Genomic DNA, 15,074 nt, shown 5'->3' on the forward strand with positions numbered 1-15,074 from the left:
AGGGGACAGGACTTCAGGCCGTTCACTGCGCTGCACCGGGCGTTCGATCACCGGATAATGCCTGGTTTGGCCGCCTGGCCGTCGGCCAGGACACCCCCCGGTGCCGACCGGGCGACCGAACCAGACCGTGGAAATGGAGAGTTCACGGATGGCGAACGAGAAGGTCGATGCCGGTATTCCGGTCGGCGGCTTCGAGTCGGACAGTGAGTGTCCCTCGGAGACGAGTGATCGGCAATGCGCGGGAGCCGGTAATCCGGATACCTGGCGGATAGCGGAACTGGAACGCGAGATTCGGGAATTGCGCCGCACCAACGAGGCGCTGCGGGTGTACGTGTCAAGGGGGTTGGACATCGATCCCGAAATCCCGGCGGCCGGCCACGCGGTCGCGGGAATCGGCGCCATGAGTGGAATCACCAAGGGCATCGCGAGCGGCGGCCGAAGCTTTGCCGCCGTGGCACCCGGGCGGGCGGAGGACGTCCGGCGCGCCACGGAGCGGGCGCCGCAGGTTCCGCCGCCGCCGCGCCCGTTGGTCGAGTTCCGGGCACTCGGGCCGATCGAGGCCGTGGTCGAGGGCCGGCTGGTCGACCTGGGGGCGCCCAAGCAGCGTGCGCTGCTGGCGCTGCTGGTCAGCAAGGTGGGACAGCCGGTCGCCGTCGACATGATCGTCGAGGAGCTGTGGAGCGGGAACCCGCCGCCGTCGGCGATCGCCTCGCTGCAGGCGTATGTCGCCAACCTGCGGCGGGTGCTGGAACCGGGGCGCGCACCCAGGACGCCGCCGACGGTGCTGCGCACCTACGAACGCGGCTATCTGCTCGACAGCCGCGTCGTGGCGGTGGACGTGCACTGCTTCAGTGAGAGCGCCGTCGCGGGTTGGCAGGCGCTGGACTGGGGCGATCCGCAGTTCGCGGTGCACGAGTTCGAGACGGCGCTAGCGCTGTGGCGCGGCCAGGCCTACGTCGAGGTGGCCGACGCCGCCTACGTGCGCCCTGACGTGGCGCGGCTGGAGGAGTTGCGGCTGTCGGTGGTGGAGGGGCGCTGCACGGCTCTGCTCGCGGCCGGCGCCCATGAGATCGCGGTGGCGGAGCTCGAAGCGTTCGTCCAGGCCCACCCGTTGCGCGAATACGGCTGCGAGCTGCTGAGCCTGGCCCTCTACCGGGCCGGCCGGCAGGCCGACGCGCTGGCGGTGCTGCGTACCAACCAGCGGCGGCTCGCCGACGAGTTGGGCATCGATCCGCGGCCGGCCCTGCAACTGCTGGAGAAGCAGATTCTCAACCAGGTGCCGTCCCTCGACTGGCGGCCGCATCCGAGGGCGGTCGCCAAGTCGCCGTGGCCCGCGGGCGTCGCGGGCCAGCGCGGCCTGCCGCCGTCCGGCCGCCGCCACCCGCCGCACCACGGTGTGCTGCCGCGGGGCGACTTCCTCCGATCGCCGCTGCCCGCCGAGCTGTAGCCGGGTGGCCCCCGGGCCGCCTGACGCCGCCAAGCCGACGCCAACTGGGGCGATAGTGCGGGCCAATCACCTCGTCGGATGGTGGTGATCGCAGTATCGGCCGAAAAGCGTCGTCATCTCGGCGTCGGCCGTCGCCAGCCGGCGGCGGCACATCGGCCGAACCGTTTCCCCGGCCCGCCCGCCGGCGCCCAGGGTCTCCCGTGACCGTCTGACGCCCTGTGCAGGGGCAGGCCCTCACCATATGGAAGGGCGAATATGGAGGTTACCGAGGTTCCGGTTCTGATCGTGGGTGGCGGCGGCTGCGGCCTGTCCGCCTCCATCTTCCTCTCGGACCACGGTGTGGGGCACCTGCTCGTGGAACGGCATCAGGACACGTCGATCCTTCCCAAGGCGCACTACATCAACCAGCGCACGATGGAGGTCTTCCGCCAGCACGGCGTCTACGACGCCGTCGCCGCGGGGGCCTCGACCACCGACCGGTTCGGTCGGGTGCGCTGGCAGACCTCGCTCACCGGCGACGGGCCGCTCGACCGGCGGGTCATCCACGAGATGGACGCCTTCGGCGGCGGCGCCATGACCGCGGTCTACGCGGCGGACGGCCCGGTGCTGCCGGTCAAGCTGCCGCAGCTCCGGCTGGAGCCGGTCCTGCGCAAGCAGGCGGAGGAGCGCAACCCCGGCCGTGTCCTGTTCTCCCACGAACTGGTCTCCTTCGCCGAGAAGGACGACCGGGTCGTCGCCGAGATCCGCGACCGCGACAGCGGCGAGGTCACCAGGGTCGTCGCCCAGTACGTCATCGCCGCCGACGGCGGCCGCACGCTCGGCCCCGCGCTGGGCGTGCAGATGCAGGGCACGGTCAACATGGCCAACGTCACCACCGCGTACTTCTCCGCGGACCTGTCGCAGTGGTGGCACGAGGGCACCCTCATCACCTGGTTCGTCAACCCCTACCGCCCCGACCTGAACAGCATCCTGCTGGAGATGGGCCCGACCTGGGGAACGCACTGCGAGGAGTGGGGACTGACCTTCTCCCTCGGCGACGCCGACCGCTCGGACAAGGAGGCGGTCGCCGGCCGGATACGCGAGGTGCTCGGCCTGCCCGCCATCGACCTGACCGTGCACCTGGTGTCGCAGTGGACGGTCGAGGGAGTGCTCGCCGACCGCTACCGGGCCGGCCGGGTGCTCATCGTCGGCGACGCCGCCCACCGCCAGCCGCCCACCACCGGGCTCGGGCTGAACGGCGGCATCCAGGATGTGCACAACCTCGCCTGGAAGCTCGCCGCGGTGATCTCCGGCCGCGCAGACGACAGCCTGCTCGACACCTACGAGGCCGAGCGTCGGCCGCTCGGCAAGCGCAATGTCGACTGGGGCCTGACCTCCTGGTTCCACCACCGGGTCATGACCGACGCCGCGGTGGGCCTCGGCCCGCACGTCCCGCCGGAGCGCCGCCCGTCCGCCTTCGAGAACTACTTCGACCCGTCCCCGGTGGGCGCCGTCATCCGTGCCAGGGCCGCGGAGCTCTTCGGCACCCACCGCGCCGAGTGCCAGGCCCACGACCTGGAGATCGGCTACGGCTACGAGGAGGGCGCGCTCATCCCCGACGGGACGCCGCCGCCGCCCCGCTCGCCGATGGGCGTCGACTACCACCCCACCACCCGCCCCGGGCACCGGCTGCCGCACGCCTGGATCGAGCGGGACGGGCAGCGCCTGTCCACCCATGACCTGGTCGGGGCCTTGAACGGCTTCGCGCTGATCACCGGCCCCGCCGGCGGCCCCTGGGCCGAGGCGGCAGCGCAGGTCGCGGAGAAGTTCGCCGTCCCCCTCACCGTGGCCCGTATCGGGGAGGGCGCCGAGTACACCGGCGTCGACTGGGCGGCCGTACGCGAGATCGCCGACGACGGCGCCGTCCTGGTGCGCCCCGACAACCACGTTGCGTGGCGGTCCATGGGCGCGGCCGAGAACCCGGCGGGCGTGCTGGCGCAGGTGATGTCCGAGGTCCTGGACCAGGGGACGGCCGGAAGGCAGTAGTCCGGCGGCCCCCGCAGGCCCCGGCCCCGGCCCCGGGATGTCACATTCCGGTGCCGGGGTCTGTCAGTAAGGCGAAGCAGGTTTTCAGTCCGACAAGGAGACAGTTCATGTCCGAACCCAGCGCCGCGCCTACGGCAAAGGACCCACGGCGGTGGATCATCCTCGCCGTCATCTGCGTCGCCTACCTGATGCTGACCCTCGACGTGACGGTGATGAACCTGGCCCTGCCGTCGGCCCAGAAGGCCCTGCACTTCTCGAACGCCAACAAGCAGTGGGTCGTGACGGCGTACGCGCTCAGCTACGGCAGCCTGCTGCTGTTCTGCGGCCGCCTCGCCGACCTCATCGGGCGCAGGCAGACGTTCTTCGTCGGCCTGGTCGGATTCGCCGCCGCCTCCGCGGTCGGCGGCGCTGCCAACAGCTTCGGCATGCTGGTGACCGCCCGCGCCTGCCAGGGCGTCTTCGCGGCGCTGCTGGCGCCCACCAGCCTGTCGCTGCTGGCCACCACGTTCACCGACCCCAAGGAGCGCGGCAAGGCGTTCGGCGCCTTCGGCGCGGTCGCGGCCAGCGGCGGCGGCCTCGGCCTGATGATCGGCGGCGCGCTGACCTCGGGCCTGAACTGGCGCTGGTGCATGTACGTCAACCTGATCTTCGCCGCCTTCCCGCTCATCGTCGGCCTCCGGCTGCTCCCGTACGAGCCGCGCCGTAAGGCCCGGATGGACGTTCCCGGCGTCCTCATGGTCTCCAGCGGCCTGTTCTGCCTGGTCTACGGCTTCTCCAACGCGGGCAAGCACGACTGGGGCAGCACCTCGACCTGGGGCTTCCTGGTGGCCGGCGCCGTGCTGGTGCTCATGTTCGCCATCTGGCAGGGCCGGGCGAAGAACCCGCTGCTTCCCCCGCGGGTCGTGCTCGACCGCAACCGAGGCGGCGCCTACCTCACCGCGCTGGTCGTCGGTACGGGCATGTTCGGTGTGTTCCTCTTCCTCATCTACTACATGCAGACCGACCTGGGGTACTCGGCCTTCCAGTCCGGTGTCGCCCTGCTGCCGCTGGTGGCGGTCACGGCCGTCTCGGCGAACGTGGGCAACATCCGGCTGATGCCGCGCGTCGGCCCGCGGCCGCTCGTTCCCGCCGGCATGCTCATCAACGCCGTCGGCATGGTCCTGCTGACCCGGATCAAGCCCGACTCGCACTACGCCTCGACGATCCTCGTGCCGGTCATGGTGATCGGCCTGGGCATGGGCCTGATCTTCGCCGCGGCCCTGAACACCGGCACCACCGGGATCCAGCCGCAGGACGCGGGCGTCGCCTCGGCGACCTTCAACTCCGGCCAGCAGCTCGGCGGCGCCATTGGCACCGCGCTGCTCAACACGATCGCGGCCAGCGCCACCACCCACTACATGACCAGCCACGCCACCGGGAAGCCGGGGCCTGAACTGGCCCACCTGGCGGTCATCCACGGCTACACCACGGTGTTCTGGTGGTGCGCGGGCATCTTCGTGGCCGGTGCCGTCATCGGCGCCGTGCTGCTGCGCAGCGGCCCGCTGCCGGTGCCCGCCAGGCCCAGCGCCAAGCCGGCCGCGGAGCCGGAGAAGGCGCACTCCTGACACACCACCCGGTGCTCCGTCCGGGGCGCCGACAGCGGGACAATCCAGTGGAGGGCCGGGTCGCCCGGCCTTCCTCGCTTGTCGGCGCGATGATGCCTCCCCGGCGGCGGGCGCCGGTGGGGCGGGTCCCCGCCGGCGGGGACGGTCGGCCAGGACAGCGGGACCACAGGCTCGGGATGCGGAGCCGCCCGGCACCCGGGACCGCGTTCGGCCATCCGGGGAGCCGCCGGATCGGGCGCACGGCTCCCTGACGCCGCGGCGAGGGGCTCGCGACAGCGGGCCCGTGCCACGGCCGCCGGCAGGGCGGGGGTGGAGGGCGGCTCAGGGCTCGCTCGAGCCGCGTCAGCCGCCGGGAGGCGGCGTCGCCCCGCGGTTCCGCGGGGGCGACCGTGACAGGGGCGGCTTCGGGTACGGCACGCAACTCCGCGCGGACGTGCCGGCGTGGTGGCGGCGGGGCCTTCCGCCGCGCCGCCCCGGGCGGCCCGTCGTGCGAGGCCACGCGGGGCAAGGACTCAACCGGCGCGTCGTGGGGCAGGCAGCTGATCCCGATCTGGCGGTCATACCAATTGTGCGGTTTGCTGAGCGACCAGCCAGGCAAAGGAGGCGTGATGGCCAAGCAAGAGCGGGCGGTGCGCACGCGTCAGGCCCTGATCCATGCGGCTGCGGAGGCGTTCGCCGCCGACGCGTACGCCGTGGCCTCCCTCTCCGCGATCAGCAGGCGCGCCGGGGTGAGCGCGGGCGCCCTGCACTTCCACTTCGCCGGCAAGGACGACATGGCCAAGGCGGTGGAGGCCGAGGCGGCGGGCTTCGTGCGGCAGCTGGCCGAGGACTGCAGGAGCACCGCGGGAACCGCGCTCCAGCGCCTGGTCCACACGGTGTTCGGGCTGCTCGCCGCCGCCGGTGACGACCCGGTGGTCAGGGCCGGGTTCAAGCTGTGCGTCGACCCGTCGCGCAAGAGCGAGGCGGACATGCTCCACTGGTGGGCCGGGTTCGTGCGCGATCTGGTCCTCCAGGCCCAGGGCGAGGGGGAGCTGGCGCAGGGAGTCTCTGCCGACGACGCGACGACGGCGATCGTCGCGGCCACCGTCGGGTTCGTGGTGATCGCCATGGTGGACGCGGAGTGGCCCTCGGTCGAGCGCATGGCACGCTTCTGGTCCTGCATCCTGCCGTCGCTGGCGGCGGCCCCCGAAGGTGTGCTGGCCTCGGTGACCCGGGGGGATCAGCAATGCGACCGCGTCCGCTGAGCAGCTTGCACTCACGCGGGCGCGGTCGCACGGGCAGGGCGGGAGCCCTGGGGTCGTCGCCGGCACGGGGCGTGCCGCTCGATGGCCGGGTCAGGTGGGGATCCAGTCCCGCTTGATGTGGGGTGTCTCGATGCTGAGGGATCGCATGTGCTCGATCGGGTTGGTGTACTCCCGGCTGGAGGTGATGCGGCCGTCCCTGAGCGTGAAGCCGTGCACGAAGTGGTTGCGGTAGACGCCCTCGGGATAGCCCGGGAACCGGATCGTTCCCACCCCGTCGCACTCGACCCAGATGACCGCCGGGTCCTGCGTCTCGTAGATGCGCACGTCCATCCACTGCCAGTCGGGCAGCACCTCGAGGGAGAGCTCGCCGTGCCGCCGCAGGTTCTCGCGGCCCTTGACCACGATGGGGCGGCCGACGTCGGTGTAGAAGAGGGACGCGGTGCCGTCCTCGGTGTAGAGGGCGTAGCGGCGCAGCCGCGCCTCGGCACCGGTCTCCATGTACCTCTCCACCGACCTCCGGTTGCGGGTCCGCAGGTCGTGGTGGTCGGTGAACACCGGGGCGGGGGCCTCGATTCGGGGGGACAGGGACGACGTCATGGTGCCTCCTGGCTCGAACGGATGGGAGTGGGCGCGAGGGTCACGGCTGGAGCCTGCTGACCTGCCAGCCGTCGTCCGCACGGTCGTAGCGGAGCCGTTCGTGCAGCCGATCGGTGCCGTTGGCCCAGAACTCCACGGAGGCGGGCTCCAGCCGGTACGCCACGAACGTCTCCGGGCGGGGCAGCGGCCGCGCCGGTGCGCCGAGTTCGAGGGCCCGGGCGCGCAGCTCCTCGAACTGGACGAGGTCGTCCACCGGGCGGCTCTGCCGGGAGACGGTGGTCATGGGGTGGGTGAAGACGGCGCGGGCGAACCACAGGGCCTCGGCGTCGGCGTCGGGCAGCAGGCGCGCGGGACCCGCAAAGCTGATCTGCCGGCTGACCTCCCGCCAGTAGAGGACACCGGAGGCCCACGGGTTCTCGGCGAGCTCCCGGCCCTTGCGGCTGCCGGAGTGGGTGATGAAGACGATCCCCTCGTCCGTCACCGAGTTGACCGCCACGATGCGCGAGGAGGTGCGGCCCTCGGCGTCGGCGGTGGCCAGCGCAAGGGCGCGCGGTTCGCGCGCCTCGCGGGCGACGCTGTCCTCCAGCCACGAGGTCAGCAGGCCCATCGGCTCGGCGGGCGGCGCCAGGAACTCGGGGAAGTCCACCTCGACGGTCCCGGTGAGCGTCTCGGAACGGGTGGAGCCGTGGCCGTTGCCGGTGGCCCGCTCGCTCGTCGCGTTCAATGATGACAGGTCAGACATGCAGCACTCCTTCTATCGTGACGACTCCGTGGCCGTCGACCTCGACGGAGTCGACCCGGTCGCCCTCGCCGTGCACGAGTGCGCCCATGGGTGAGGGGCGGCCGATCTCGACGCCCTGGGTGATCTCGATACGCCGCCCGTACCCGATCAGGCCGTGGCGGGCGAGGTGGATGGCGATGGGTCCGGCGGCGGAGCCGGTGGCGGCGTCCTCCACGACCCCGTACGAGGGTGAGAACATGCGGTTGCGCCAGCAGGTCCCTTCCCCGGCGTAGCAGTTGGCCGCCATGTCGGGGAAGCGGGCCAGCGCGCGGTGGTCCGGGTCGAGCTTCGACAGCGCCTCGACGCTCTCCAGGCCGACCAGGACATGCCGCGGGCCGTTGCGGTAGATCTCCACCGGAAGCGTCGACTCGCCCAGGCCCAGCGCCTCGAGCAGTTCCTCGGTGCGGTCGAAGCGTTCCCACACCGGAACAGGCTGGCGCATGCGGGCCGATACGGCCTTGCCGTCCACCCGCTCCAGCTCGAAGGGGATGATGCCCATGGCGGTCTCGATCCGCAGCCGATCCCCCTCGACGTGCGCGCCGAGCGCGATGGCAGTCCCCAGCAACGGGTGACCCGCGAAGGGGAGTTCGTTGACCGGGGTGAAGATCCGCACATGGACGTCGCCGCCCTGCTGCGGCCGGAGCACGAACGTGGACTCCGAGAGGTTCATCTCCCGCGCGATGCGCTGCATCTGGTCGGCGGTCAGGTCGTCGCTGGCGTGGAACACCGCCACCGGATTGCCGGTGAGCGGCATCCTTGCGAACGCATCGACGACGACGTACTGGTGCATCGGTTCTCCCACTCGTCATAGGGCTGCGGCCGTGCCGGCGGCAGGCGGCGAGAAGCCGGGCCGGGGCCCCGGGGGGGAGGGGGCGCCGGCCCGGCGGTTTCGGGGGTCAGGTCGGATCGGGGTCCGCCGCGGGGGCCGGGACGATCAGCCCGGCCAGGGCGCCGCCCAGGATGCGCGGCCCCTCCCGGGTGAGGACGGACTCCGGGTGGAACTGCATCGAGGCGAAGCCGGGGCCGCGCAGGCCGTGGACCTCGCCGGAGGCGGGGTCGCGGCTGACCCGGACCGGGCCGTGGCCGTCGGAGGCGAAGTCGTCGTGCTCGCTGACGAGGGCGAAGGTGTTGTAGAAGCCGACGCGCTCCGCCGAGCCGAACAGGTCGATCTCCTTCTGCACACCCTGGTTCGGCACCGTCCTGCGGCGCAGCGGAAGGCCGAGCCGCAGACCGAGGACCTGGTGGCTGAGGCACACCGCGAGGAAGGGGCGGTGCTCGCGCAGCAGCCGGTCGACGGCCGTGTGCAGGTGGTGCATCTTGGGGTGCGCGACCTCCTGCGGATCGCCGGGGCCCGGCCCCATCACGACCAGGTCGTGCCCGGCGAAGTCGTAGGCCTCGTCGAAGCGCCGGACCGTCACCCGCAGCCCCAGGGAGCGCAGTTGCTGGTCGAGCATGGAGGTGAACGTGTCCTCCGCGTCGACCACCAGCACGCTGCGGCCCGCCAGTTCCGGCCGGGCCGACGCGCGCGTGTCGGTGTCGGAGAGCCAGAAGTCGGCGATCGAGTCGTTGCGCAGCCCGAGCGCCCGGAGCACGCGGGGGTGGTCGGCGAAGCGCGCCTGCCGGTACCCGCTCAGCGCGGCGATGACCCCGGCGGTCTTGGCGCGGGTCTCGGCGGCCTCGGAGGCGGGGTCGGAGTGCCGCACGATGGTGGCGCCCACACCGATCCCGATGTGCCCCTCGCTGCTGATGTCGGCGGTGCGGATCAGGATGGCGGAGTCCATGACGGGCTCGCCCGCGTCGTCCCGCCCCAGGAGTGCCGCGGCACCGCTGTAGTAGCCGCGGCCGCCCATCTCGTACTGGGTGATGATGCGGCAGGCGCTCTCCAGCGGGCTGCCGGTGACCGTCGGCGCGAACATGGTCTCCCGCAGGATGTCGCGCACGTCGCGGTCGGTGTGGCCCTCGATGAAGTACTCGGTGTGGGCGACCCTGGCCATCTCCTTGAGGTACGGGCCCACGACCCGGCCGCCCGCGGGGCAGATCCGGGCCATCATCTTGAGTTCCTCGTCGAGCACCATGTACAGCTCGTCGGTCTCCTTCCGGTCGTCCAGGAAGTCCAGGACACCGGGCAGGGTGGGCCCCGACAGCGGATAGCGGTAGGTCCCGCTGATCGGGTTCATCACGGCCTTGCCGCCCTGGAGGCTGACGTGCCGTTCGGGCGACGCTCCCACGAGGGTCCGGGTGCCGGTGTGGATCAGGAAGGTCCAGTGGGCACCGGACTCGCCCTCCAGGAGCCGGCGGAACAGCGCCGGGGCGCTGCGCGGCCCGTAGCCGGTGATGTCGGCGACGAAGGTGCGCTTGATGACGAAGTTGGCGCCCTCGCCCGTACCGATCATCTCCTTGACGATCCGGCGCACCACCTCCTCGTACGCCTCGTCGTCGACGTCGAAGTCGCCCCCTTCGAGCGGGGTCGGCACGTCGGGGATACGTGCGAGCGCCTCGTCGAGCGGCAGCCGCTGCTGGCCGGTGACGGTCATCGCCAGCAGCGGGGTCCCGTCGTCGGCGCAGGCGAAGCCGCGCTCCGACAGCTGCCGGTAGGGGATGACGACGAGGACCTCGTGACGGCCGGGGGTGCCGGGCGCGGGCGCCGGCGGCAGCGGGATGTCGGCCAGGGTCTCGGGCCGGGACACCGCACCGGTGAGCACCTCGACGACACCCGGGCCGGTGCTGCCGGGCCGGTGCAGCAGGGCGAACGCCTGCGAGGGCCCGTTGAGGGCCTCGTCGAGCAGGTCGGCGTAGGTCATGCGAACAGCCCCTTGACGGTGGTGACCCGGGCGCAGCGCTCGGCGGCGTAGGTGAGCGCCGAGCGGTGGTAGTCCTCCGAGAAGTCGGCGGTGGCGTCGGCGACGAAGAAGGGCTGTATGTCGTGGGTGAATGCGTCGACAGCGGTGGCCAGCACGCCCACGTGCGCGTAGATGCCGCACAGGATGAGCTGGTCGCGGCCCGCGGCGCGCATCCGCTCCAGCAGGTCGGACTTGAAGAAGGCGCTGTAACGCCACTTGGTGAGCAGCCAGTCGTGCTCGGCCGGCGCGAGCGCGTCGACCACCTGGCGGTCCTCGGGCTCCGGGCGCATGCCCTGCCCCCAGAAGTCCTTGAGCAGACCGCGCTGCTCGTCGGTCATGCCGCCCGGCTGGGCGGTGTAGGCGACCGGGACACCGAGCTGCGCGCACTCGTCGCGCAGCCGGGCCGCGTTGCGGATCAGGTCGCCGCGCAGACCCTCGGGGAACGGCTTGAGGAAGTACCGCTGCATGTCGTGGACCAGAAGGACCGACCGGTCGGGTTCGGCCCTCCAGTTCACGACGGCCGACGGCAGGTCGCCCTCGGAGGGAAGCGGGTATGCGGAGATGGAAGGTATGCCGGTCATGGCTCGCTCCAGTTCCTGGCTTGACGTGTGGCTCAGGCGGTCCAGGACGAGATCACGGACACCGCCTGCCACCGGATGAGGCAAGCACGGCGGCAGGTCAGCTCTCGGACCGGAATCGGTCATGCACCTTGGCCGGCATCTGGTGATATGCCGCGAGCTTGTAGTACTCCTCGCCGGCCGACAGCGCACCGGCGTAGACGATCACGCGCTCGCCCCCGTAGGTGTAGGGCACGCTCCTGGCGAAATTCTCGAATGTCGGCCGCACCTGGTCGGGAAGTGCCGCCGGGGCCGTGTTCTTGGCGGAGAAACTGACCCGCTCGACCTTCGAGGAGTCCCAGCCGAAGGTCGGGTAGAAGGCGGACGAGGCCCCGATGAACTCCAGCATCCGCTCGCTCGGCTCGGGCGCTCCGAGTTCGCGGAGCATCGCCACGACGGTCTCGCGCTCGACGTATTCGGGCGAGAGGGCGTTGAAGTACACGTTCCACGTCCGCCGCGCGTAGTCGATGGCGATGGCCGAGACCTTGCCGTCCAGCCCGTATGTGGTGAAGGTGCCCAGGTGCTCCGCCAGGCCGGGCGGTATGGACGGGACGTCGGCGAGCTTTTCGAGGCGCTGCAGGTCGCCCAGCGGGAAGCTGGCGTAGGTCTTGTTGAATCCGCCCGTGATCCCGTAGTCGACGCCGTAGGTCTGGACGGGGAAGCGGGCCAGTATGTCGGGCAGGAGGGCCCGGATCGGATGCTCGACCTCGTCGGCCAGGCCGTGCGCCAGGGCGATGTCGTAGGGGTCGCCGGCACTGGTGGCCGCCGCGAAGTCGAAGGAAAGGTCCCCTATGCCGCCGCCCTTGGTCACCACGTTGAGCACGATGGCCGAGTCGAGCACGTCCTGGAATGCGGTCAATACCGCCCGTACCCTGTCACTCGGATACGTTATGCCAAGCAGTCCGGCAGCTTCTTCCACGACCGAGTGCAATTGCTCGACATTGGCTTTTCCGGACATCAGGCCCCCCACGTTTCGAAATGGAACGTCGCTTGCCGCTCTTGCAGCGGAGCATCGACCGCGCGTCCTGGTGGAGACCGAACGGCGAGTCGGCGTCGGCTTGGCAGCCTGCCGCTGCGAAGGGTGTGGCTGAGAGGTACGCGATGCCGGGGCGGCTGCCCCGCGGAATCCGTCCCCGCCGCGGTGGCCGGGCGGGTCCGTCCCGCGATCCCTCATGGCAGATTATCGGCGGATCAGGCTCGACCAGCGCTGGAGTCCCGGCGGAGACAGGCACGTTCGGGCCGACCCCCGGGGGCCGGAAACGGCCGACAGGCCAGCGCGTTTCCCTCCGGTGAACTGCCCGTTCACCTGGGAGGTTTACGCGATGGCCTGTCCAATTTCTCAGAAATCGGCGGTTGCTGTCACCCCATTGTCTGGAGTTCTGCGGCCGTGCGCTGAACCCGGGCGCGAACGTGGCCGAATGCGAGGAGCACGGGAATGTCGGTCAGGATGGGCAAGTGGTAGGAGAACGGGCGGGGACCGACCATGTCGGGCGGGCCGCCGTAGCCGCCGTCCGCGTTCTGGTGGGCGAGCAGCCACGACAAGGCGCGCCCCACGGGCTGGGACTCCGTCCCGTAGCTCAGCGTGATCAGCGCGTAGGCGGTGCTGATGTCGTCGCTGGGGTCACCTGGCTGCATGCCCCAACCGCCGTCGGGATTCTGCGTCTCGTACACCGAGCCCTCGATCCGCTCGGCCATCCGGGCCGTCCGGCGGTCCCGCGGGTCCGCGGTGTGTGCGGCGAGCCGCGCACGGAACATGGTGTGCAGGCGGCTGCGGCTCCACCCCGGTTCGAAACCGCCGTCGGCGAGCTGGCTGTCGGCCAGTACCGCCAGGGCCCGCTCCCTCGCGGGCGCGGTCGAGGGGTGCGGCGCGAGAGCGTTCACGGCGGCGGCCGTCATGCACGGCTCGGAGGACGCGCCGGCGACGTAGGTGGGGAAGCCGCCGTCGCTGTTCTGCACGGCCAGCAGGCCGTCCACCCCGCGTCGCACGGCGCCGCCGAAGGCGACCGGATCGACGCCCTGCAGGAACTCCACGACGCACGAAGTGCAGTCCACGTCGTTCTGCGCCACGTTGGGGCCGATGGACCAGCCGTCGCTGAGCGCCGCACCGCGGGACAGGGACCTCGACAGCTCGCGCTGGGACGCGTCGACCCGGTGGGCCGCCAGCGACTTCGCTATCGTCCACAGCTGCCCGGGGCGGGAGCCGGCCGCCGCGAGGGCGATCGCGGCGGTCGAGGTGCACCAGTTCTGCATCTCCGTGACGAAGGGGAAGCCGCCGTCGTCGCGCTGGTGGCGCACCAGTGTCTCCACGCCGCTGCGGACGGTGGCCTCCTGTCCCTGGACGCCGGCGAGCGCGTGCAGTGACAGCAGGTGCAGCAGCACGTAGCCTTCCCACACCGTCGTCGCCGGACGGGTGGCGTCCAGCGTGCGCATGGCTGCGGCGGTCGCGCTGTTGCTGACGCCCGCGGCGCCGGCGAGGATCAGGGTCACCGAGGCCTGCTGGACCGCGGCCCAGGAGTGGATGGGGTCGGTGGGGACCTCCTCATCGGCCGCCGGCACGACGCCCGGCGGCAGCGGGCAGCCGAGCACCGACAGCACGGCGTACAGCATCCGGCGGCGGCGCGCGGAGATGAACTCCGGCGCGGCGCCGAGCAGGCCCTCGGTCAGTTTGTCGATCAGGCCGGAGTCACCTGCGGACGTGCTGTCGCCGGCCTGGGCGACGGCGAGCGTCGCCAGGACGCGGTCGAACTCGAAGGGGGTGTCGAGATGCGCCCGGAGGAAGGCGAGTACGCGGTCCCGTGCAGGTAAGGAGACACCGGCACGTGTCATCAGTGTCAACGCGAGCGCCGACTCCAGTACCCGGCTCCTGCAGTCCTCGCGTATCGCACCGTCGGGGTCGACCCTGCTGCTGACATGTGCGATCAGCTTCGACGAGGCCTGGCGGACCTGATCCGGGTCGACCTCCGCGGGCCAAGGTACCAAGGCTGAACGCGCGTCATGCTGTGGCCTCATGCCATGCTCCTGTCGGGGTGTGGGAGGGGTGACGAGATCGAGGACCGCTCCGCGCGTCCGCGCGCGGCGGAGCGCGGAACCCCCGGCGTGCCTCTGCATGCCGAGACTCCCGGTCTGCCGAAAGGCCGGGTGAAGGGGCCTCGATTCACGGCCGATTGCTCGCCGGTGCGACGGCATGGCGGGCGGATAAAAGGGAATCCGACGTCGTAGCGCGGGACCCCGTCGAGGTACTGCATGACGATGTCTTTGTGATTGCGCATGCCAAATTATCGACGGAGTGGACTCGACCAGCGCTGGAGTCCTGACCGAGTGCCGCACGTTCGGCGGAATCCCTTTCCGCCGTTCTCGGCCGACTCCGCTGGTCAGCCGAGCGTGAGGCGGGTGGTGTCAGTGGGGCGGTTGTCATCCTGTGTCAGCCGCGGGACCCGCCTCCCCGCCGCGCCGTGCCGGTCGGTGCCGCCTCGCCCGCCGCTCAAGTAGCTCACAGCACCGCGGGTATCTCGCATCCCAGCGCGGCCGGTCGAGCCACCGGCCGGCGGAGAGCCCGGCCATCGGCTTCCGGAACCGACACGACTGCCATTTCGGAATCCTTCCGGTGGACCCGCACTGTGGTGATGCTTGCGCCTGGCTGGAGCGGGAGTTGAGCGAGCGTCGGTTCGATATGGAGTTGGGCTGATATCGCCCCGCGCCTGCGTGTGGGGGGCACCGTCCTGTAATTGACAAACCGAGTGTGCTGTTTTTTTATCAAGGTGTCCAAGTCAAACAGAGCACGGGGTCCGGCGGTGCAAGTGTGTTACAACACACAGCCCCTGACCCTTGCCTGAACTCACGGGGGAGAACATGGACATTGAGGTTCTGGGTGCGTTGTCGGTGCGGGTGAACGGTGTGTCGGTGGTGCCGACGGCGCCGA

11 protein-coding genes are annotated in these 15,074 nt (G+C 71.1%); 4 read left to right on the top strand and 7 right to left on the bottom strand.

Annotated elements, in window-relative coordinates:
• Window positions 1-400: 400 nt before the first annotated feature.
• The 4 genes from ACGFMP_RS36340 (at window position 401) to ACGFMP_RS36355 (ending at window position 6,320) form a co-directional block, all read left to right on the top strand.
• The gene (locus ACGFMP_RS36340; protein ID WP_393678259.1) at window positions 401-1,447 is read left to right on the top strand and encodes a BTAD domain-containing putative transcriptional regulator; all 1,047 of its coding nucleotides are present in this window, start codon (window positions 401-403) and stop codon (window positions 1,445-1,447) included.
• A 255-nt stretch (window positions 1,448-1,702) separates the two neighbouring features.
• Window positions 1,703-3,472 (top strand): FAD-dependent monooxygenase, encoded by a 1,770-nt coding sequence (locus tag ACGFMP_RS36345; protein ID WP_393678260.1) that lies wholly within the window; start codon window positions 1,703-1,705, stop codon window positions 3,470-3,472.
• Between the two features lie 107 nt (window positions 3,473-3,579).
• Window positions 3,580-5,076: an MFS transporter gene (locus tag ACGFMP_RS36350; RefSeq protein ID WP_393678262.1), complete on the top strand. Its 1,497-nt coding sequence runs from the start codon at window positions 3,580-3,582 to the stop codon at window positions 5,074-5,076.
• Window positions 5,077-5,684: 608 nt separating this feature from the next.
• A complete protein-coding gene (locus tag ACGFMP_RS36355) occupies window positions 5,685-6,320 on the top strand; it encodes a ScbR family autoregulator-binding transcription factor (RefSeq protein ID WP_393678263.1) in 636 nt (211 codons plus the stop codon).
• Window positions 6,321-6,410: 90 nt separating this feature from the next.
• On the opposite strand, the gene ACGFMP_RS36360 is transcribed toward ACGFMP_RS36355, so the two are convergent.
• From ACGFMP_RS36360 to ACGFMP_RS36390, 7 genes are all read right to left on the bottom strand, one after another.
• The gene (locus tag ACGFMP_RS36360; protein WP_393678265.1) at window positions 6,411-6,917 is read right to left on the bottom strand and encodes a PhzA/PhzB family protein; all 507 of its coding nucleotides are present in this window, start codon (window positions 6,915-6,917) and stop codon (window positions 6,411-6,413) included.
• Between the two features lie 40 nt (window positions 6,918-6,957).
• Window positions 6,958-7,659 carry a phenazine biosynthesis FMN-dependent oxidase PhzG gene (gene phzG / locus ACGFMP_RS36365; protein WP_393678266.1) on the bottom strand — a complete coding sequence of 234 codons (702 nt, stop codon included), beginning with the start codon at window positions 7,657-7,659 and terminating at the stop codon, window positions 6,958-6,960.
• Window positions 7,652-8,488 (bottom strand): PhzF family phenazine biosynthesis isomerase, encoded by an 837-nt coding sequence (locus ACGFMP_RS36370; protein WP_393678268.1) that lies wholly within the window; start codon window positions 8,486-8,488, stop codon window positions 7,652-7,654. The genes phzG and ACGFMP_RS36370 overlap by 8 nt, the downstream gene beginning before the upstream one ends.
• A gap of 106 nt (window positions 8,489-8,594) precedes the next feature.
• A complete protein-coding gene (locus ACGFMP_RS36375; protein ID WP_393678269.1) occupies window positions 8,595-10,499 on the bottom strand; it encodes an anthranilate synthase family protein in 1,905 nt (634 codons plus the stop codon).
• Window positions 10,496-11,119: an isochorismatase family protein gene (locus tag ACGFMP_RS36380; protein WP_393678271.1), complete on the bottom strand. Its 624-nt coding sequence runs from the start codon at window positions 11,117-11,119 to the stop codon at window positions 10,496-10,498. Before ACGFMP_RS36380 ends, ACGFMP_RS36375 begins: the two co-directional genes overlap by 4 nt.
• Window positions 11,120-11,216: 97 nt before the next feature.
• On the bottom strand, window positions 11,217-12,329 hold the full coding sequence (locus ACGFMP_RS36385; protein ID WP_393678272.1) for an aromatic prenyltransferase: 1,113 nt from the start codon (window positions 12,327-12,329) through the stop codon (window positions 11,217-11,219).
• 185 nt (window positions 12,330-12,514) lie between these two features.
• Window positions 12,515-14,164 (bottom strand): prenyltransferase/squalene oxidase repeat-containing protein, encoded by a 1,650-nt coding sequence (locus tag ACGFMP_RS36390; protein WP_393678274.1) that lies wholly within the window; start codon window positions 14,162-14,164, stop codon window positions 12,515-12,517.
• Window positions 14,165-15,074: the final 910 nt, after the last annotated feature.

Origin of the sequence: Streptomyces sp. NPDC049040 (assembly GCF_043197715.1) — a bacterium.
In the GTDB taxonomy this organism is placed as follows: domain Bacteria; phylum Actinomycetota; class Actinomycetes; order Streptomycetales; family Streptomycetaceae; genus Actinacidiphila.

Excerpts from the sequence above, each read along its gene's own strand:
- ACGFMP_RS36340 (WP_393678259.1), top strand. The coding sequence starts at position 401 with ATGAGTGGAATCACCAAGGGCATCGCGAGCGGCGGCCGAAGCTTTGCC.
- ACGFMP_RS36345 (WP_393678260.1), top strand. The coding sequence starts at position 1,703 with ATGGAGGTTACCGAGGTTCCGGTTCTGATCGTGGGTGGCGGCGGCTGC.
- ACGFMP_RS36350 (WP_393678262.1), top strand. The coding sequence starts at position 3,580 with ATGTCCGAACCCAGCGCCGCGCCTACGGCAAAGGACCCACGGCGGTGG.
- ACGFMP_RS36355 (WP_393678263.1), top strand. The coding sequence starts at position 5,685 with ATGGCCAAGCAAGAGCGGGCGGTGCGCACGCGTCAGGCCCTGATCCAT.
- ACGFMP_RS36360 (WP_393678265.1), bottom strand. The coding sequence starts at position 6,917 with ATGACGTCGTCCCTGTCCCCCCGAATCGAGGCCCCCGCCCCGGTGTTC.
- phzG (WP_393678266.1), bottom strand. The coding sequence starts at position 7,659 with ATGTCTGACCTGTCATCATTGAACGCGACGAGCGAGCGGGCCACCGGC.
- ACGFMP_RS36370 (WP_393678268.1), bottom strand. The coding sequence starts at position 8,488 with ATGCACCAGTACGTCGTCGTCGATGCGTTCGCAAGGATGCCGCTCACC.
- ACGFMP_RS36375 (WP_393678269.1), bottom strand. The coding sequence starts at position 10,499 with ATGACCTACGCCGACCTGCTCGACGAGGCCCTCAACGGGCCCTCGCAG.
- ACGFMP_RS36380 (WP_393678271.1), bottom strand. The coding sequence starts at position 11,119 with ATGACCGGCATACCTTCCATCTCCGCATACCCGCTTCCCTCCGAGGGC.
- ACGFMP_RS36385 (WP_393678272.1), bottom strand. The coding sequence starts at position 12,329 with ATGAGGGATCGCGGGACGGACCCGCCCGGCCACCGCGGCGGGGACGGA.
- ACGFMP_RS36390 (WP_393678274.1), bottom strand. The coding sequence starts at position 14,164 with ATGAGGCCACAGCATGACGCGCGTTCAGCCTTGGTACCTTGGCCCGCG.